This window comes from Duganella callida (assembly GCF_004614165.1).
GTDB classification, from domain to species: domain Bacteria; phylum Pseudomonadota; class Gammaproteobacteria; order Burkholderiales; family Burkholderiaceae_D; genus Rugamonas; species Rugamonas callida.
In genome coordinates, this window is sequence record NZ_SPVG01000107.1 from 1 (window position 1) to 18,375 (window position 18,375).

Annotated in this window: 23 protein-coding genes; 11 read left to right on the forward strand and 12 right to left on the reverse strand. The window is 62.6% G+C overall.

All coding sequences use genetic code 11. The features are described from left to right. Window positions 1-55 precede the first annotated feature (55 nt). From E4L98_RS11205 to purB, 4 genes are all read right to left on the reverse strand, one after another. Window positions 56-622 carry a YceI family protein gene (locus E4L98_RS11205; protein WP_135201647.1) on the reverse strand — a complete coding sequence of 189 codons (567 nt, stop codon included), beginning with the start codon at window positions 620-622 and terminating at the stop codon, window positions 56-58. A gap of 29 nt (window positions 623-651) precedes the next feature. After that, window positions 652-1,206, reverse strand: coding sequence for a YceI family protein (locus E4L98_RS11210; RefSeq protein ID WP_135201648.1), 555 nt, complete (start codon window positions 1,204-1,206; stop codon window positions 652-654). Window positions 1,207-1,228: 22 nt separating this feature from the next. Beyond that, on the reverse strand, window positions 1,229-1,756 hold the full coding sequence (locus E4L98_RS11215) for a cytochrome b (RefSeq protein ID WP_135201649.1): 528 nt from the start codon (window positions 1,754-1,756) through the stop codon (window positions 1,229-1,231). A gap of 135 nt (window positions 1,757-1,891) precedes the next feature. After that, complete coding sequence (purB, locus tag E4L98_RS11220) at window positions 1,892-3,268, reverse strand: adenylosuccinate lyase (RefSeq protein ID WP_135201650.1); 1,377 nt, start codon at window positions 3,266-3,268, stop codon at window positions 1,892-1,894. A 120-nt stretch (window positions 3,269-3,388) separates the two neighbouring features. Here purB and E4L98_RS11225 point away from each other — a divergent pair, with 120 nt between their 5' ends. Beyond that, window positions 3,389-3,997 (forward strand): glutathione S-transferase N-terminal domain-containing protein, encoded by a 609-nt coding sequence (locus E4L98_RS11225; RefSeq protein WP_135201651.1) that lies wholly within the window; start codon window positions 3,389-3,391, stop codon window positions 3,995-3,997. Window positions 3,998-4,021: 24 nt separating this feature from the next. On the opposite strand, the gene bfr is transcribed toward E4L98_RS11225, so the two are convergent. Continuing rightward, complete coding sequence (bfr, locus tag E4L98_RS11230; protein WP_135201652.1) at window positions 4,022-4,495, reverse strand: bacterioferritin; 474 nt, start codon at window positions 4,493-4,495, stop codon at window positions 4,022-4,024. 222 nt (window positions 4,496-4,717) lie between these two features. Here bfr and E4L98_RS11235 point away from each other — a divergent pair, with 222 nt between their 5' ends. Further along, window positions 4,718-5,254, forward strand: coding sequence for a pyridoxamine 5'-phosphate oxidase family protein (locus tag E4L98_RS11235; protein ID WP_135201653.1), 537 nt, complete (start codon window positions 4,718-4,720; stop codon window positions 5,252-5,254). Here the strand turns inward: E4L98_RS11235 and E4L98_RS11240 are convergent, their stop codons facing one another. Beyond that, complete coding sequence (locus E4L98_RS11240; RefSeq protein ID WP_135201654.1) at window positions 5,255-5,980, reverse strand: energy transducer TonB; 726 nt, start codon at window positions 5,978-5,980, stop codon at window positions 5,255-5,257. Window positions 5,981-5,982: 2 nt separating this feature from the next. After that, a complete protein-coding gene (locus E4L98_RS11245; RefSeq protein WP_135201655.1) occupies window positions 5,983-6,204 on the reverse strand; it encodes a (2Fe-2S)-binding protein in 222 nt (73 codons plus the stop codon). A 256-nt stretch (window positions 6,205-6,460) separates the two neighbouring features. Between E4L98_RS11245 and E4L98_RS11250 the strand changes: the two genes are divergently transcribed. Genes E4L98_RS11250 through E4L98_RS11260 form a run of 3 tightly spaced genes read left to right on the forward strand, consistent with a single transcriptional unit; the run spans window position 6,461 to window position 8,913 of the window. Beyond that, complete coding sequence (locus tag E4L98_RS11250) at window positions 6,461-6,715, forward strand: FeoA family protein (RefSeq protein ID WP_135201656.1); 255 nt, start codon at window positions 6,461-6,463, stop codon at window positions 6,713-6,715. Window positions 6,716-6,718: 3 nt separating this feature from the next. After that, window positions 6,719-8,635, forward strand: coding sequence for a ferrous iron transporter B (gene feoB, locus E4L98_RS11255; RefSeq protein ID WP_135201657.1), 1,917 nt, complete (start codon window positions 6,719-6,721; stop codon window positions 8,633-8,635). A 2-nt stretch (window positions 8,636-8,637) separates the two neighbouring features. Further along, complete coding sequence (locus tag E4L98_RS11260; protein WP_135201658.1) at window positions 8,638-8,913, forward strand: DUF6587 family protein; 276 nt, start codon at window positions 8,638-8,640, stop codon at window positions 8,911-8,913. Between the two features lie 212 nt (window positions 8,914-9,125). Here the strand turns inward: E4L98_RS11260 and E4L98_RS11270 are convergent, their stop codons facing one another. After that, window positions 9,126-10,739: an FMN-binding glutamate synthase family protein gene (locus E4L98_RS11270; RefSeq protein ID WP_135201659.1), complete on the reverse strand. Its 1,614-nt coding sequence runs from the start codon at window positions 10,737-10,739 to the stop codon at window positions 9,126-9,128. Between the two features lie 150 nt (window positions 10,740-10,889). On the opposite strand from E4L98_RS11270, the gene E4L98_RS11275 reads away from it, so the two are divergent. Further along, complete coding sequence (locus E4L98_RS11275) at window positions 10,890-11,561, forward strand: glutathione S-transferase (protein ID WP_135201660.1); 672 nt, start codon at window positions 10,890-10,892, stop codon at window positions 11,559-11,561. Between the two features lies 1 nt (window position 11,562). Here E4L98_RS11275 and E4L98_RS11280 read toward each other — a convergent pair whose 3' ends face one another. After that, complete coding sequence (locus E4L98_RS11280) at window positions 11,563-11,958, reverse strand: type II toxin-antitoxin system VapC family toxin (protein ID WP_135201661.1); 396 nt, start codon at window positions 11,956-11,958, stop codon at window positions 11,563-11,565. After that, complete coding sequence (locus tag E4L98_RS11285; RefSeq protein ID WP_135201662.1) at window positions 11,955-12,167, reverse strand: type II toxin-antitoxin system Phd/YefM family antitoxin; 213 nt, start codon at window positions 12,165-12,167, stop codon at window positions 11,955-11,957. The genes E4L98_RS11280 and E4L98_RS11285 overlap by 4 nt, the downstream gene beginning before the upstream one ends. A 150-nt stretch (window positions 12,168-12,317) precedes the next feature. Here E4L98_RS11285 and E4L98_RS11290 point away from each other — a divergent pair, with 150 nt between their 5' ends. Beyond that, entirely contained in the window at window positions 12,318-13,091 is a 774-nt protein-coding gene (locus tag E4L98_RS11290) for a 5'-3' exonuclease (RefSeq protein ID WP_135201663.1), read from the forward strand. 16 nt (window positions 13,092-13,107) lie between these two features. Next, entirely contained in the window at window positions 13,108-13,560 is a 453-nt protein-coding gene (locus tag E4L98_RS11295; RefSeq protein ID WP_135201664.1) for a response regulator, read from the forward strand. A 21-nt stretch (window positions 13,561-13,581) separates the two neighbouring features. On the opposite strand, the gene mnmA is transcribed toward E4L98_RS11295, so the two are convergent. Both mnmA and E4L98_RS11305 read right to left on the reverse strand, forming a co-directional pair. Then, window positions 13,582-14,688, reverse strand: a complete 1,107-nt coding sequence (gene mnmA / locus E4L98_RS11300; protein WP_135201665.1) for a tRNA 2-thiouridine(34) synthase MnmA — start codon at window positions 14,686-14,688, stop codon at window positions 13,582-13,584. Between the two features lie 3 nt (window positions 14,689-14,691). Beyond that, window positions 14,692-15,189, reverse strand: coding sequence for an NUDIX hydrolase (locus tag E4L98_RS11305; protein WP_135201666.1), 498 nt, complete (start codon window positions 15,187-15,189; stop codon window positions 14,692-14,694). A gap of 223 nt (window positions 15,190-15,412) precedes the next feature. Here E4L98_RS11305 and E4L98_RS11310 point away from each other — a divergent pair, with 223 nt between their 5' ends. Genes E4L98_RS11310 through E4L98_RS11320 form a run of 3 tightly spaced genes read left to right on the forward strand, consistent with a single transcriptional unit; the run spans window position 15,413 to window position 18,319 of the window. After that, window positions 15,413-16,525, forward strand: a complete 1,113-nt coding sequence (locus E4L98_RS11310; RefSeq protein ID WP_135201667.1) for a Re/Si-specific NAD(P)(+) transhydrogenase subunit alpha — start codon at window positions 15,413-15,415, stop codon at window positions 16,523-16,525. Window positions 16,526-16,538: 13 nt separating this feature from the next. After that, window positions 16,539-16,853 carry an NAD(P) transhydrogenase subunit alpha part 2 gene (locus E4L98_RS11315; RefSeq protein ID WP_135201668.1) on the forward strand — a complete coding sequence of 105 codons (315 nt, stop codon included), beginning with the start codon at window positions 16,539-16,541 and terminating at the stop codon, window positions 16,851-16,853. Continuing rightward, entirely contained in the window at window positions 16,850-18,319 is a 1,470-nt protein-coding gene (locus E4L98_RS11320) for an NAD(P)(+) transhydrogenase (Re/Si-specific) subunit beta (RefSeq protein ID WP_135201669.1), read from the forward strand. The genes E4L98_RS11315 and E4L98_RS11320 overlap by 4 nt, the downstream gene beginning before the upstream one ends. Window positions 18,320-18,375 lie beyond the last annotated feature (56 nt).

Sequence of the window (18,375 nt, forward strand, 5' to 3'; positions counted from 1 at the left end):
CGTAGCATGCGCTACGGCTGGGCTCGTGTGCGATTGGCAGAACTGACCCCGGATTTTATTCAGCCTTGATGGCTTCGATCTGGATCGCCAGTTTCACTTCGGGCGAGAAGTTCGGCAGGCCGTAGTTGAGGCCGAAGTCGCTGCGCTTGAATTCGGCCGTGGCGTTGGCGCCGCAGACTTCGCGTTTCAGGCGCGGATGCATGATGCATTTGAATTTGTCGACCTTCAGCGCCACCGGCTTGGTCACGCCCAGCAGCGTCAGTTCGCCGTCCACCGCCACCAGTTGCTCGCCCTCGAATTTAAAGGCATTGCTCTTGTAGGTGATGGTCGGGAATTTCTCGACGTTGAACATGTCCGCGCCCTTGGCATGGCTGTTCATCTTGTCAAAGCCGAAGTCGATCGAGGCCGGGTCGATGGTGATGTCCACGCCGCCCGTTTTGGCCGCGCGGTCCATGGTCACGGTGCCGCTGGTCTTGTCGAACTTGCCGCGCCAGACCGACAGGCCCATGTGGTCGGCCTCGAAGCTCGGGTAGGTGTGCGTCGGGTCGATGTGGTAGGTGGCGGCGATCGCGGACGTGGCCGAGGCGGCCAGCAGCGTGGCGATGATCATCTGCAGTTTCATGCGGGTGGCTCCTCTATCCCTGTGGCGATTTATTGTGCGGCGACGACGTGGAACTTGATGGTCACATCATCGGCCACCATGCTGGTGTCTTTCCATTCGCCTTCGCCGATGTTGTAGGTCAGACGCTTGATCGGCAGCGCGCCTTCAAACACCTGGTTCTTGCCGTCGGCCTTGACGGTCAGCGGGAACGTCACGTCGGCGCTCTTGCCCTTGATGGTCAGCTTGCCGGTCACGTTCAGCTTGCCCGCGCCGGCGCCCTTGATCGAGGTCGAGACGAAGGTGGCTTTCGGGAACTGCGCGGCGTTGAACCATTCCTTCTTGGCGACTTCCTTGTTGTACTCGGCGTCGCCCAGGTCCATGCTGCCGGTTTCGACTTCCACGGTGGCCTTCGAGGCGTCCGGCTTGGCCGCGTCATAGTCGATGTTGGCGCTGAACTTCTTGAACTTGGCATCCACCGGCACGTTCATCTGCTTGAAGGTGGCGGTGACGGTGCTCTTGGCCGGATCGGTTTTCAGGGCGGCGGCGCTGGCGGCCAGGGCAACACCCATCAGCGATACGAGTGCGATTTTTTTCATGGTTTTCATGGTAGGGCTCCAGTGGGTGAGATTACAGCGGCAGCATGCGTTTCAGCGTGACGTCGCGGTCGATAAAGTGATGCTTGAGGGCGGCCAGGGCGTGGGCCACCACGGCGGCGGCCATCGTCATGGTCAAAACATAATGAACGGTTTTTAAAGTTGCCTTAAGTTCAGGATCGGCGGCCACCACGGCCGGCATCTGCCACAGGCCCAGGTACACCACCGGCACGCCGGCCGCGTAGGTGTAGAAGTAGCCCGAGATCGGCACCGCGAAGATCAGGAAGTACAGCAGGTAGTGCATGCCCTCGGCGACCAGGTGCTGCCAGTCGGGGATCGAGGCCAGCTTGGGCGGCGGCGTGTGGGTCAGACGCCACAGCACGCGCAGCACGGCCAGACCGAGCACGGTCACACCCATCCATTTGTGCCAGGAGAAGTACTTCAGTTTGGTCGGTGAAAAGCCCGGGATGCTGACCATGGACAGGCCCAGGAAGAAGGTGGCGATGATGAGCAAGGCAACCAGCCAGTGCAGCAGCATCGCGGTTTTGGTGTAGCGTGGCATAAAGCGGCTCCGGAGAAATAGTACGTGTTAGGACTAAATATACCAAAGAAATCCGATTTGCGCTTGCTCAGACGAAAAAAAGCCCCGGGGCGCGGGCGCCGCCGGGGCCAGTGTAAGCGAGATTGCTTTTTTACATCAGATGGCTTTAGCCAGAGCCGTGGCGATACCGATGTAGTTGGCCGGAGTCATGGCCAGCAGCTGGTCCTTGGCTTCCTGCGGAATCGCCAGGCCGGTGATGAAGTCGCGCAGCGCTTCCCGGGAGATGCCTTTGCCGCGGGTCAGTTCCTTCAGCTGTTCGTACGGGTTCTCGATGCCGTAGCGGCGCATCACGGTCTGCACCGGCTCGGCCAGCACTTCCCACGAGGCGTCGAGGTCGGCGTCCAGGCGCGCCGGATTGACTTCCAGCTTGTTCAGGCCGCGCAGGCAGCTGTCGTAGGCCAGCAGCGTGTAGCCGAGGCCGACGCCGATGTTACGCAGCACGGTGGAGTCGGTCAGGTCGCGCTGCATGCGCGAGACCGGCAGCTTCTCGGACAGGTGCTTCAGGACCGCGTTGGCCAGGCCCAGGTTGCCCTCCGAGTTTTCGAAGTCGATCGGGTTGACCTTGTGCGGCATGGTCGAGGAACCGATTTCACCGGCTTTCAGCTTCTGCTTGAAGTAGCCCAGCGAAACATAGCTCCAGATGTCGCGGTTCAGGTCCAGCAGGATGGTATTGGCGCGCGCGAAGGCGTCGAACAGTTCGGCCATGTAGTCGTGCGGTTCGATCTGGATGGTGTACGGGTTGAACACCAGGCCCAGGCGCTGCTCGATCACGTTCTTCGAGAACGCCGGCCAGTCGAACGAGGGATAGGCCGACAGGTGGGCGTTGTAGTTGCCGACCGCGCCGTTCATCTTGCCCAGGATCTCGACCTGCTCGATGCGCTTGACGGCGCGTTGCAGGCGCGCCACCACGTTGGCGATTTCCTTGCCCAGGGTGGTCGGGCTGGCGGTCTGGCCGTGCGTGCGCGACAGCATCGGCTGTTCGGCCTGCGCGTGGGCGATTTCGGTCAGCCTGGCGATCACCTTGTGCAGCGACGGCAGCATGACGTTGTCGCGCGCGGCCTTCAGCATCATGCCGTGCGAGGTGTTGTTGATGTCTTCCGAGGTGCAGGCGAAGTGGATGAATTCCGACGCGGCCACCAGTTCCGGCACATCCTTCACTTGTTCCTTCAGCCAGTATTCGACCGCCTTGACGTCGTGGTTGGTGACGGCTTCGATTTCCTTGATGCGGGCGGCGTCCGCCTCGCTGAAGCCGGCGGCCAGCTTGTCCAGCAGCGCGGTGGCGTCGGCCGGGAACGGCTTGATTTCCGCGAAGCCGGCCTGCGACAGCGCCTGCAGCCAGGCGATTTCCACTTTGACGCGGTGGTGCATGAAGCCGGCTTCGGACAGGATGGGACGCAGCAGATCGGTTTTACCGGCGTAGCGGCCGTCCAGCGGCGACAGCGCCGACAGCGTGGAGTAAGGAGTAGTGGTCATGATGAAAGAACGGAGTGATTAAAAATCGGAATGCGGACGGTGCAAGCCGTGATTTTACCATTGGCCGGCGCCGCAACCGCCGATGTTATACTGGCAGCTGGTCTCCCTCTCCAAGTGTCTATGAAACTCATCGGTTCCCTCGCCAGCCCTTATGTCCGCAAGGTTCGTGTCGTGCTGGCGGAAAAAAAGCTCGACTACCAGTTCGAATTGGAAAATGTGTGGGCCGAGGACACCACCATCAGCCAGTGGAATCCGCTCGGCAAGGTGCCCAGCCTGATCATGGAAGACGGCACGGTGATGATCGATTCGCGCGTGATGGTCGAGTATCTAGATACGCTGACGCCGGTCTGCAAGCTGCTGCCGCCGAATGGCCGCGACCGCGCCGACATCAAGTGCTGGGAAGCCCTGGCCGACGGGATGGTCGATGCGGCCGTCAGCGTGCGCCTGGAGCGCACCATGCGCCCGCCCGAGCTGCAAAGCGAGGCATGGATGGCGCGCCAGATGCGCAAGGTGGAACTGAGCATGAAGGCGCTGTCGGACAAGCTGGGCGAGCAGGCGTACTGCGCCGGCATCCACTATTCTCTGGCCGACGTGGCGGTCGGTTGCGCGCTGGGCTGGCTGGCGTTCCGCTTCCCGGAGATCGCCTGGCGCGATGATTATCCGAATCTGGCCAAGTTATACGACAAGCTGTCGGAACGCCCGTCGTTCAAGGACACGGTGCCGCAATAAAAAAACGCCCCGCGGGGCGTTTTTTTATTCGTCGTGCATCTGGCTTTGCAGGTAGTTCTGGATGCCGATCTTGCCGATCAGGTCCAGCTGGGTTTCCAGCCAGTCGATGTGCTCTTCGGTGTCTTCCAGGATCATCAGCAGCAGGTCGCGCGACACATAGTCGGCGGCCTTCTCGGCGGCGGCGATGCCTTCCTTGACGGTGATCTGTGCGCCTTTTTCCAGCTTCAGGTCGCAGTTGATCATCTCCTCGGTGTTTTCGCCGATCATGATCTTGTGCATGGCTTGCAGGTTCGGCAGGCCGTCCAGCATCAGGATGCGGTCGATCAGTTTATCGGCGTGCTTCATTTCGCCGATCGACTCTTCGTACTCTTTCTTGCCGATCTTTTCCAGGCCCCAGTGCTTGTACATGCGCGCATGCAGGAAGTACTGGTTGATCGCGGTGAGTTCGTTGGTCAGTTGTGCGTTGAGCAAGCGGATAACTTCTGGGTCGCCCTTCATGGGGATTCTTTCTGTGTGGTTGCGGATGCCGCCATTGTGCCACGGATTGCGCCGCGATGTATGCCGATTGTCTGATAATTTCGCCGAAATCGCCGCTAACTGCGCTTATTGAGAGCACTGGTGCAAATGAAAACTATTGGCATTTGCAATTGAGTGTGAAGCACCCCACTGTGAGCGCCGGCCGGCGTCGCTACCATGATCGCTCAACTACAGGAGCGAACCATGGATTCCATTAATGCCAACCAGCCGGAACCGAATCACCAGGATCTCATCGGCGAAGACGCGGTGCGCAAGATCCGCGAATTCGTCAACAGCAGCGCCAGCTGCTTTTTCTGCACCAATGACGCCAGCGGCGGTCCCGGCGACGCCCGCCCGATGACAGCGCTGGAAGTCGACGACGCCGGCAATCTGTGGTTCATCAGCGCCAGCGACAGCCTGAAGAATCAGGAGCTGGCGGCGGACCCGTCGGCCACCCTGTATTTCCAGGGCTCGGCCCATTCCGAATTCATGCATCTGGAAGGTGTCGCCACCGTGTCGCGCGACCCGGTCAAGATCAAGGAGTTGTGGAGTTTTACGATGAAGACCTGGTTCACCGGCGGCGAGGATGACCCGCGCATCACGGTGATCAAGTTCGCGCCGACTTACGGCTACTATTGGGATACGCGCCACGGCAAGGCCGTGGCCAGCGTGAAGATGCTGATCGGCGCCGTGATCGGCAAGACCCTGGACGACTCGGTCGAGGGCCGGCTGGACCTGTAATCAGCCCAGCTGGAAATTGATCGGCACCAGCGCGTAGACGGGAATGGCCTTGCCATCCTCGACATGCGGCTTGTACAGGGCGCGCAGCACGGCCTGGCGGCCGGCCTCATCGAGGTTGGCGGAGCCCGACGATTTCTGTACCGTCACCTGTTCCGCCGTGCCCTTTTCGCCGATCAGCACGCGCAGCATGACCACGCCGGTCTCGCCCATGCGGCGCGAGATGCCCGGATACACCGGCTGTGGCGCGCGGATGTACTCAACTCCGGAAACGGTTTTCGGCGCAGCCGCTGCGGCGGGCGCGGGCGGCGCCACCGAAGCGGTCGCCGGCGCGGCGTTGGTTGGCACCGGTTCCACATTGCGCGGCGACGGCGGCGGCAGGGTGATGGTCGGCTCGGTCTGCACAATGTTCACCTGCGGCATCGGCGGCACGAAGGTCGGCAACGGCTGCACCACCGGCACCGTCCTGGGCGGCGGCGGCGCCGGCTTGATCGGCTCCGGCGCGGCCACGAAACTGACCGTCACCACCTGCGGCAGGATGGCATGCGTCACCTGGCGCAGCATGCCCGAATAAATCAGATAAAACGCCACGGCGTGCCCCAGAACGATGGCCAGCATCGGAGTCAGCTTGCGGCCGCGGACTTTCCAGAAACGCTTGATTTGCCAGGCCATGCCGGCGCCATCTACGGACAGCGTTTCCGCCATCCGGTCATAGGACAGGGTGTTCATAATCAGTTGGTGAATACCGGACGTTTGATCACGGTTTCCTTGAGTTCGGCCGCGGCTTGCGCTGCCAGCTCTTCATTGAGAATGTCTTCCGCGCAGGAAAAACACTGACCGCAGCAGGTCGCCACGCCGAGGGCGTCGCGCAGCTCGTCCATCGAGGTGATGCCCAGTTCCATGGCTTGACGGATTTCGCGATCGGAGATGTTGTTGCACACACAAACAATCATTGATGCACCTTCTGGCTTGGGGTGAGGCTGAATAAGGCTGAATTAAGTCTTTCCTGACATGATTGCTTCCTACTTAATGCGAATCATTATCATTAATCGTATACTGCCCGAAATTTCAGCGGTGTGCAAGCTAAATAGAAGTCATTCGCATTACCGTTTATAATGCTACTATCGAATTTCCGGCGAGAACGCACCCGCAATCGCCGGCAAGGGCCGCAGCCTTCCTTGCCAGCGGCGGTTTAACCGGACACTTTCCATGACTGTTCTTACTCTCGATGCACTCCCGGTCGGCGCCAGCGCCACCGTGGTGCAGGTCACCCCCGGCAATGCGGCCGACGACGGCGTCAGCCTGGCGCGCCGGCTGATGGAGCTCGGCTTCGTGCCTGGCGAGAAAATCCGCCTGCTCAAGCGCGGCATGCCGGGCGGCGAACCGTTGGCGATCAAGGTCGGCAACTCCACATTTGCACTGCGCCGCTTCGAGGCCGCGCTGATCTCGATTCAAGCGGAATAAATCATGGGCGTCGTAGAAAAACAAATCTCGCAGGCCGCGACGGCCGCAGCCGTCACCGCGCGGGCGCCCATCGTGGCGCTGCTGGGCAATCCGAATTGCGGCAAGACCGCCTTGTTCAACCGCCTGACCGGCGCGCGCCAGAAGGTGGCCAATTACGCCGGCGTGACCATCGAACGCAAGGAAGGCCAGTTCAGCACCAGCGCCGGCCACCCATTCCGTGTGCTGGACCTGCCGGGCGCCTACAGTCTGTCGGCGCACACTCCGGACGAGGAAATCACGCGCGACGTGGTGGCCGGCCTGCGCAGGGGCGAGGCGGCGCCGGACGTGGTGGTGTGCGTGGTCAATGCCACCAACCTGCGCCTGAATCTGCGCCTGGTGCTGGAGATCAAGCGCCTGGGTCTGCCGATGATACTGGCGCTGAACATGGTCGACGTGGCCAAAAAGCGCGGCATCAGCATCGACGCCGACCTGCTGTCGCGCGAGCTGGGCATGCCGGTGGTGGAAACCGTGGCGGTGCAGGCCGGCGGCGAAAAGTCGCTGTTGCGCGCGCTCGACATGATGTGGCCGCTGTCCGAGACCCGGCCCAATGCGCTGGCCGCCATCGACGCCGTCAGCGTGGAAGACACGCAGCGCGAAGTGCGCCGCATCCTCGACCTGGCGGTCAGCAATCCACCGCACGCCACCGACGGCCTGACCGAGAAGATCGACAACGTGGTGCTGCATCCGGTGCTCGGCCCCGTCATCCTGGCGGTGCTGATGTTCCTGGTGTTCCAGGCCGTGTTCACCTGGGCGCAGGCGCCGATGGACTTCATCAAGGACAGCGTCGACCACTTCGGCGCGCTGGTCAAGGATGCCATGCCGGACGGTCTGCTGCGCAGCCTGCTGGTGGAGGGCATCCTGGGCGGCGCCGGCAGCGTGCTGGTGTTCCTGCCGCAGATCCTGATCCTGTTCTTCTTCATCCTGGTGCTGGAAGACTGCGGCTATCTGCCGCGCGCGGCCTTCCTGCTGGACCGGCTGATGGGCGGCGTCGGCCTGTCCGGGCGCGCCTTCATCCCGCTGCTGTCCAGCTTTGCCTGCGCGATTCCCGGCGTGATGGCTGCGCGCACCATCCAGAACCCGCGCGACCGCCTGGTCACCATCATGATCGCGCCGCTGATGACGTGCTCGGCGCGTCTGCCGGTGTATGCGCTGATCATCGCCGCCTTCATCCCCGAGCGCGAGGTGTACGGCGTCCTCAGCCTGCAGGGGCTGGTGCTGTTCGCGCTATACTTCGCCGGCATCTTCTCGGCGATGGCGGTGGCTTACTTCTTCAAGCGCGCGCTGGGCGCCAACCGCAAGCAGCCGCTGATGCTGGAACTGCCGGCCTATCACTGGCCGCACATGCAGAACCTGGGCCTGGGCCTGTGGGAGCGCGCCAAGATCTTCCTGACCCGCGTCGGCACCGTCATCCTGACGCTGATGGTGCTGTTGTGGTTCCTGAGTTCCTTCCCCGGTGCGCCGGAAGGGGCGACCCATCCGCCGATTTACTACAGCCTGGCCGGCATCCTGGGCCGCGGCCTCGAATACATCTTCGCGCCGATCGGCTTCAACTGGCAGATCTGCATCGCGCTGGTGCCGGGACTGGCGGCACGCGAGGTGGCGGTGGGCGCGCTGGGCACGGTGTACGCGCTGTCGCAGACCGGCGAGGAACTGGCGCAGTCGCTGCAGCCGATCATCGCCGCGTCGTGGGCCTTGCCGACTGCGTTGTCGCTGCTGGCCTGGTACGTGTTCGCGCCGCAGTGCATGTCGACCCTGTCGGTGGTGCGGCGCGAAACCGGCAGCACCCGTTACGCGCTGCTGATGGCCGGCTACATGTTCGCGCTGGCCTACCTGGCATCGTTCCTGACTTTCCGTATTTCCTCGGCGCTGATCGGAGGCTGATTATGTGGCAAGAGATTATTGTGGCGGTGATCGTGGCGGCGGCGCTGCTGCACTTCAGTACCAAGTACCTGCCGGTGGCGCTGCGCCGCCGCATCGTCTACACGCTGGGCAAGCGCGGCTTCGACGAAGTCAGGCTGGCGCGTCTCTTCAAGACCCATGGCGGCGGCGGTTGCGGCGACGGTGGCGGCTGTTCCAGCTGCGGCTCGTGCGACACCACGCCCGCGCCGAAATCCTCCCCCACCAGCCAACGCGTCATCAAGCTGCACGTGCAGCGCTGAACCCGTACCTGCGGCTGCGCAAGACCGCTTGTCGCGATCCATTTAAATCTTTTTCGCAGACGATTGGTTTATCCATTTCTGCGGATAAGATGAAAAGTGAAGATCACATCCGATCCCAAAAAAGACAAACTCAACCAGCGCAAGCATGGCATTTCATTGTCTGCTGCGTCTGGATTCGATTGGGCTAACGCGTACGTGCCGGATGTCCTGCTTCAACCGCAGTACGGATCGAAAGACTCCGCCTGAGCCATCGGCCAGTACTGGCCGAACACCGGCGGCAGGCGCGACAGCTGGCTCGGATCGAGCAGCTGGCCCGGTTCTAGATACGGCAGCAGCGCCGATGCCAGCTTGACCTGGTTGGCCGAGATGCGGCGCACCAGGTGGCGCGGACGCAGCTGCGACGGGTGCGTCATCCCGGCGGCGGCGATCAGCTGGGCCAGCGCCTTCATGGTGTTTTCATGGAAGTGCGCCACGCGCTGCATCTTGTCCGGCACCACCAGCGCGCGCTGGCGCCCCGGGTCTTGCGTGGCGACGCCGGTCGGGCAGCGGTCGGTGTGGCAGCTCTGCGACTGGATGCAGCCCAGCGCGAACATGAAGCCGCGCGCGGAGTTGCACCAGTCGGCGCCCAGCGCCAGGGTGCGCGCGATGTCGAAGGCGGTGATGATCTTGCCCGAGGCGCCGATCTTGATCTTGTCGCGCAGGTTGGCGCCGACCAGGGTGTTATGTACCAGCAGCAGCGCTTCCTGCAGCGGTGTGCCGATGTGGTCGGTGAATTCCACCGGCGCCGCGCCGGTGCCGCCTTCGCCGCCATCGACCACGATGAAGTCCGGCACGATCCCGGTCGACAGCATGGCCTTGACGATGCCGAAGAATTCCCAGGGGTGGCCGATCGCCAGCTTGAAGCCGGTCGGCTTGCCGCCCGACAGGGTACGCAGGCGGTCGATAAACTCCAGCATTTCAATCGGCGTGGTGAACGCCGAGTGGCGCGACGGCGAGACGCAGTCGATGCCCATCGCCACGCCGCGCGTCTCGGCGATTTCCAGCGTGATCTTGGCCGCCGGTAGCACGCCGCCGTGGCCGGGCTTGGCGCCCTGCGACATCTTCAGTTCGATCATCTTGACCTGCGGCGCGCTGGCGTTGGCAACGAAGCGCTCTTCCGAGAAGGTGCCGTCGGCATTGCGGCAGCCGAAGTAGCCCGAGCCGATTTCCCACACCAGGTCGCCGCCATGCTGGCGGTGGTAAGGGCTGATGCTGCCCTCGCCGGTGTCGTGCATGAAGCCGCCCATCTTCGCGCCGCCGTTGAGCGCCAGGATGGCGTTGGCCGACAGGGCGCCGAAGCTCATGGCCGAGATGTTGAACACGCTGGCCGAATACGGCTGTGCGCGCGGGCAATCGGGATGATTGCCGATCTCGATGCGGAAGTCGTGGTGCTGTTCGGGCGCCGGCGCGATCGAGTGGTTGATCCATTCGTAACCGTCGGCGTAGACGTCGAGTTGGGTGCCGAACGGGCGCTTGTCGGTGTCGAGCTTGGCGCGCTGGTAGACGATGCTGCGCTGGTTGCGCGAGAACGGCGTCGCCACCATGTCGTCTTCCAGGAAGTATTGGCGGATTTCGGGGCGGATCGATTCGAAGAAGAAGCGGAAGTGCGCCAGGATCGGGTAGTTGCGGCGCAGCGCGCGCTTGGTCTGCAGCAGGTCGGAAATGCCGACGATGGTGAGCGCGGCGGCAACGGCCGGGATCTCCCACGGTGCATGCAGGGCCAGCGAGACCAGCAGGGTGACGATGGCGGCGGTGAAAGCAAGGTAACGCGGTGAAAGCAAATTCATGAATACTCCGGCGGCGGCTTTAAGCCTGCGAGTGTACTGCCGTTTCCGGATGGAATCCATATCCTGTCGAGGTAGGCGCGTGCGGTCGCCGATGATGCTAAGCTAGCGCTTCGCGGCGCACGGCCGTTCTTTTTTCGGGATAGTCCAAACATGATCGTCGTACATCACTTGAATAATTCGCGCTCGCAGCGGGTGCTGTGGCTGCTGGAGGAACTGGGCCTGGAATACGAGATCGTGCGTTACCAGCGCGACCGCAAGACCATGCTGGCGCCGCCGGAGCTGAAGGCCATCCATCCGCTGGGCAAGTCACCGGTGATCACCGACGGCGGCGTGGTGGTGGCCGAATCGGGCGCGATCGTGGAATACCTGATCGAGACCTATGGCAACGGCCGGCTGATTCCACCGGCCGGCACCGAGGAGCGCCGCCGCTGGACCTATTTCCTGCATTACGCCGAAGGGTCGGCCATGGCGCCGCTGCTGATGAAGCTGGTGTTCGACCGCATCGAGACCGGGCCGGCGCCGTTCTTCGTCAAGCCGATCGCCAAGGGCATCGCCCAGCGCGTCAAAGGCAGTTACCTGATGCCGCAGATCGACATGCATCTCGACTACCTGGAAGCGGAGCTGAGCAAGACGCCATGGTTCGCCGGCACCGAGTTCACCGCCGCCGACATCCAGATGAGCTTTCCGCTGGAAGCCGCCGCGGCCCGTGCCGGCCTGGACGACCGCCGGCCGAATCTGATGGCCTTCCTGCAACGCATCCACGCCCGCCCGGCCTTCCAGCGCGCCCTCGAATGCGGCGGCCCTTACGAACTGCTGAAATAGGTCACCAGATGGTTTGCACGTGGGGATAAGCGCGGATTCGTGTGTCTACCGTCACAATCGGTATATTCTTCATCATGGCGGTGGCTACGATGATTCTGTCTGCGGGATCATCGTGCAGCCCGGCAGGCAAGTAGACTGATCTGACCGCGATCGCATGATCGACAGGTATGAAACAGATTCGGTTCAGTGCTTCAATCGCTGCAAGCCAAGTGTTTATTTCATTAGAAATGCTGAGTTTGCCGCGCGACACCAATAGGGCAATCTGCCAGCAGGAAAAAGCGGAAATCCCGATTCGGCCGGACTGTCTCTCCGTGGCTATGGCCTGTCTGGCGGTGTTCGACAGGCGGGGGCTGAACTCGACCCACCACACAAGGGCATGAGTATCGAGCAGTATCATTTGAATGGGTCTTCAACGGGAGATACGATGTCGCCGGACCAGATGACGCTGCCACGTAACTTTTCGTCCGGGCCGCTCCTATAAGGCCGGACGTCGAGAATGGGTTTGCCGTTTTCGGTAATAAGGAAAATCTGTTGCGAGGCAGCGATTTCGCGGATTGCTGCCAGTGGATTGGCAAGGAACTCGTCCAGTGAAATGGTAGGCCACATGATGTCCTCCATGGATAAAACGTCGTTGAATATTACGCTTCGTGCCGCCGCTTGCAACCGATGTCCACCATGCCTTTGCGTTTGCTCATGCAGTTTTCACTGTCCCGTCGGTTAGAATGGCGGCTTGTACAAGCCCCGCCGAAGTTCACCATGGGTAGACTCCTTGCCATTGACGGCCTCAATATCGTGCGCCGTGTCTACGAAGCCAGCCCCGAGCCCGATAGTCCCGAAAAGGCCGACATCGCCCTGCGCCATGCGCTGTCCTCGCTGCGCAACCTGATCAACGACCACCAGCCCACGCATCTGATCGCCGCCTTCGACTACGGCGGCCGCACCTGGCGCCACGACCTCTACGCCGGCTACCGCGAAGGCCGCGCGCCCATGCCATCGGTATTGCGCGAGGCGCTGACGCCGTTCTACGACAGGCTGCGCGACATCGGCGTCCAGGTGGTGTCGCTGCCCGAGGTGGAAGCCGACGATGTGATCGGCACCGTGGTGCTGCGCTGGCTGACCGAGGGCCGCGGCGAGGCCACGGTCGCCTCCACCGACAAGGACCTGCACTGCCTGATCGCGCACGGCGCGCGCGTATGGGACCACTTCAAGGGCGAGTGGCACGACCACGCCTGGGTCGAAAAGAAATGGGGCGTGCCGCCCGACCAACTGCCCGACCTGCTGGCGCTGATGGGCGACGCCACCGATTCCATCCCCGGCGTGTCCAAGGTCGGCGCCAAGACCGCGGCGAAATTGTTGCGTACATACGGCACTCTGGACGCCATCATGGCCGGCGCCGGCATTCTGAAAGACACGCTGGGTGAAACACTACGAAAAGAGCGCGAAATGCTGTATCTTTCTCGACAATTGGTGCAATTGAAAACAGATGTGCGTCTCGGAGTCAGCTGGAACATGCTGCTGTGGCCGCACTGATAACAAGGTTTGCAAGATGTTAAAAGCGGTAATCATCGACTCCAGCGCGGTCGCCCGCGGCCTGCTCAACACGGTGCTGCTGGACGGCGGCTACGATGTGGTCGGCCAGGCCCACACCTGCGCCGCCGGCGTGACGCTGCTGATCAAGCACAATCCGCACATCGTGTGCATCGCCAAGGAGCAGGTGGAAAACGATACGGCCGTGGTCAGCGAGATCCGCACCAGGTGGCCCAAGTGCCTGATCTTCATGGTCTCCAGCGAGCTCGATGCCGCCACCATCCAGTCGGCGCACGCCATGGGCGTCAGCGGTTTCATCGTCAAGCCGTTCAAGGCCGACACCGTGCTGAATACCATCCGTAACGTGGTGATCGCCATGGTCAAGCGCCAGCGTGCGGCGATGGCCAAGGCGCAGGAGGCGGCTGCCACCGAGGCGCCGCCGGCGGAAGGCGGCGAACCGGCCGCCGGTTAAGCCGATTAAGCCGGTTAAGTCTTATGCCGCCGGCACGGCGCTGTCGATGATGCCGCCGCCCAGGCAGACGTCGCCGTCGTACAGTACGGCCGACTGACCCGGCGTCACCGCCCACTGGGCATCCATGAATTTGAGCGCGAAGTCGGACATGCCTTCCGGCGCCACTTCGCACGCCACGTCGGCCTGACGGTAGCGGGTCTTGGCCGACAGTGCGCGCGCCTGCGGCGCCTCGCCGGCGATCCAGCTGGCCTGGTCGGCGCGCAGGGTCGAGGACAGCAGCCATGGATGGTCATGGCCCTGCACGATGTACAGGGTGTTCTCGGCCACGTCCTTTTTGGCGACATACCAAGCGTCGTTACTGCCGTCGGCGTTCTTGTACGCCTTCAGGCCGCCGACGCCGATGCCCTTGCGCTGGCCCAGCGTGTAGAACGACAGGCCCACGTGTTCGCCCACCACCTTGCCGTCCGGGGTCTTCATCGGGCCCGGTTTGTACGACAGGTAGCGGTTCAGGAACTCGCGGAACGGGCGCTCGCCGATGAAGCAGATGCCGGTCGAATCCTTCTTGGCGGCGTTGGGCAGCTTGAGTTTTTCGGCGATCTTGCGCACCTCCGTTTTAGGGATTTCGCCGAGCGGGAACAGGGTCCTGGACAACTGCGCCTGATTCAGACGGTGCAGGAAATAGCTCTGGTCCTTGGTGTGATCGACCGCCTTCAGCAACTCGAACTTGGCGCCGTTCTGGCGTACGCGCGCGTAGTGGCCGGTGGCGATGTAGTCGGCGCCCAGCGTCATCGCGTGATCGAGGAAAGCCTTGAACTTGATCTCGGCGTTGCACAGCACATCCGGGTTGGGCGTGCGGCCGGCCTGGTATTCGCGCAGGAAGTCGGCGAACACGCGGTCCTTGTATTCGCTGGCGAAGTTCACCGCCTCGATATCCACGCCCACCACGTCGGCCACGGAGGCCGCGTCGATCCAGTCGACGCGGGTGGAGCAGTACTCGGAGTCGTCATCGTCTTCCCAGTTCTTCATGAACAGGCCGATCACCTCGTAACCCTGTTCCTTCAGCAGCCAGGCGGAAACCGAGGAATCCACCCCGCCGGACATACCGATAACGACTCTTTTCTTGCTCATTGCTTATCCATTCGCAGTGCTAACCGCTTCCTTGAACACGGAAGCGTGTGTTTGTAACAGGTCCAGCGGCGCGCGGCGGCCCGCCAGGTATTCGTCCACGCATTGCAGCACGGTGGGGCTGCGGTGACGCTCGGCGCAGGCGGCCAATTCGTCGCGCGTCAGCCACATGGTGCGCAAAATTCCTTCGTCCAGCGGACGGTCATGCTGCTGGCCCGGATAGCCGCAGAAGGTAAAGCGCAGGTACGTCACTTCCTCGCCGGTGCGGTTGGAGGTGTAGCGCGACATGTACATGCCCACCAGCGCGGTGGGGGTGAAGTCGTAAGCGGTTTCCTCCAGTGTCTCGCGGATCACGGCTTGTTCCAGCGATTCATGCGGGTCCAGATGACCGGCAGGCTGGTTGATGCGGATGCCATCGCTGGTTTCTTCTTCGATCAGCAAAAACTTGCCATCTTTTTCGACGATGGCGGCAACAGTAACAGAGGGTTTCCAGATACGCGGCATGAGGTCCATCCTTGAAAGAGCCGATATTTTAGCCTGTTCCGGCCTTTTGGTTTGGCGCGGCGCAGAGTTGAAAGCGAATTAATGACAAATAGTAATACTTGAAGTGATGAAAGCGATACTTATTGACAAATAATTATTGCGTATCATCATCCCAACGTAGGGATTGCAGCGTCCTTAAACCATGATAGATTGTAGTCAGTTTATCAACCAATATGGAGGCGTCATGAGAATAAGCATACCGGCTGAGACCCGGCCGGGCGAAACCCGGGTGGCAGCCACGCCGGAGACCGTGAAAAAGCTGGCGGCGAAGCACCAGGTGCTGGTGCAGGCGGGTGCGGGACTGGCCGCCTCCATCACCGACGCGGCTTACGCGGCGGCCGGCGCGCAGATCGTCGCCGCCGGCGAGGTGTGGTCGGCCGAGGTGATCCTCAAGGTGCGCGCGCCCAACGCCGAGGAGCGCGCGCAGATCCAGCCGGGCACGGTGCTGATCGGTATGCTGAATCCCTTCGATGCGGACAACAATGCGGCCATGGCGTCGGCCGGGCTGCAGGCGTTCGCGCTGGAGGCGGTGCCGCGCATCACGCGCGCGCAGTCGATGGACGTGCTGTCGTCGCAGGCCAACATCGCCGGCTACAAGGCGGTGATGATGGCGGCGAACACCTACCAGCGCTTCATGCCGATGCTGATGACGGCGGCCGGCACGGTCAAGGCGGCGCGGGTGCTGATCATGGGCGTGGGCGTGGCCGGCCTGCAGGCGATTGCCACCGCCAAGCGCCTGGGCGCGGTGATCGAGGCATCCGACGTGCGCCCGCCCGTGAAGGAGCAGGTGGAGTCGCTGGGCGCCAAGTTCATCGACGTGCCGTATCTGACCGATGAGGAAAAAGAGATCGCGCAGGGCACCGGCGGCTATGCGCGCCCCATGCCGGCCGACTGGATGCGCCGCCAGGCGGAACTGGTGCACGAACGCGCCAGGCTGGCCGACGTGATCATCACCACCGCGCTGATACCGGGCCGTCCGGCGCCGGTGCTGATTTCCGAGGACACGGTGAAGGCCATGAAACCGGGCTCGGTGATCGTCGACCTGGCGGTGTCGCAGGGCGGCAACTGCCCGCTGTCGGAACTGGGCAAGACGGTGGTCAAACATGGTGTGCACATCATCGGCGAGCCGGATCTGGCGACGCTGGTGGCGGCCGACGCCTCCGCGCTGTACGCGCGCAATGTGCTGGATTTCCTCAAGCTGATCATCGACAAGGAAGACAAGTTGGCGATCGACCGCGAGGACGAAATCATCAAGGCCACGCTGCTGTGCAGCGACGGCGAACTGCTGCGCAAATAACCGGGGAGACGTCATGGAAGTCAGCCACACCATCATCAATCTGATTATCTTTGTCCTGGCGATCTACGTGGGCTACCACGTGGTCTGGACCGTGACGCCGGCGCTGCATACGCCGCTGATGGCGGTCACCAATGCGGTATCGGCCATCATCATCGTCGGCGCCATGCTGGCCGCCTCGCTGACCGATGGCCTGATCGGGCAGGTGGCCGGCACCGTCGCGGTGGCGCTGGCCGCCGTCAACGTGTTCGGCGGATTTTTGGTCACACAGCGCATGCTGGAGATGTTCAAGAAGAAGGAACCGAAAGCCAAGCAGGGAGATAAAGAATGAACTTCATCTCCATGAATCTGGTGACGATGCTGTATCTGATTGCATCGGTATGCTTCATCCAGGCGCTGAAAGGATTGTCCTCGCCGGCGACGGCGCGCCAGGGCAACGCCTTCGGCATGACCGGCATGGCGATCGCGTTCGTGACGACGATAGCGCTGATCCTCAAGCTCAAGGCCGAAGCGGCGGCGGCCGCGGGCGCGAGTGGCGGCATGGGACTGGGCCTGGTGGTGCTGGGCGTGGTGGTCGGCGGCGGCATCGGCGCGGTGCTGGCCAAGAAGGTCGAGATGACCAAGATGCCGGAACTGGTGGCGGCGATGCACTCGCTGATCGGCCTGGCCGCGGTGTGCATCGCGGTGGCGGCGGTGTCGGAGCCGCACGCGTTCGGCATCGCGGCGGTGGGCGAGGCGCTGCCGACCGGGAACCGCATCGAACTGTTCATCGGCACCTTCGTCGGCGCGATCACCTTCTCCGGTTCGGTGATCGCCTTCGGCAAATTGTCGGGCAAATACAAATTCCGTTTGTTCCAGGGCGCGCCGGTGAACTTCGCCGGCCAGCATCTGCTGAACCTGATCCTGGCCATCGTCATGATCGCGCTGGGCCTGGCCTTCGTGGTGGCCGACGGTAATCAGCCGGCGTGGCTGCCGTTCCTGATCATGACCGCGATCGCCTTCGTGCTCGGTGTGCTGATCATCATCCCGATCGGCGGCGCCGACATGCCGGTGGTGGTGTCGATGCTGAACTCGTACTCGGGCTGGGCGGCGGCGGGCATCGGCTTCTCGCTGAACAACGCGATGCTGATCATCGCCGGCTCGCTGGTGGGCTCCTCGGGCGCGATCCTGTCGTACATCATGTGCAAGGCGATGAACCGTTCCTTCTTCAACGTGATCCTGGGCGGTTTTGGCGGCGCGCCGGCGGAGGCGGGCGGCGGCAAGCAGGAGCAGCGACCGGTCAAATCCGGCTCGGCCGACGATGCGGCGTTCATCATGGCCAACGCGGAAAGCGTGATCATCGTGCCGGGTTACGGCCTGGCGGTGGCGCGCGCCCAGCACGCGCTGAAGGAACTGGTCGAGAAGCTGACCCACGCCGGCGTCAACGTGCGCTACGCCATCCACCCGGTGGCGGGCCGCATGCCGGGCCACATGAACGTGCTGCTGGCGGAAGCCGAAGTGCCGTACGACCAGGTGTTCGAGATGGAAGACATCAACAGCGAATTCGGCCAGGCCGACGTCGCCCTGATCCTGGGCGCCAACGACGTGGTCAACCCGGCGGCGAAAGACCCCAAATCGCCGATCGCCGGCATGCCGATCCTGGAGGCGTACAAAGCCAAGAGCATTATCGTCAACAAGCGCTCGATGGCCTCCGGCTACGCCGGGCTGGACAACGAGTTGTTCTACCAGCCCAACACCATGATGGTATTCGGCGATGCCAAGAAAGTGATCGAGGACATGGTCAAGGCCGTCGAATAAAATCCGGGGTCAGTTCTGCCAATCGCACACGAGCCCAGCCGTAGCGTCCGCTACGG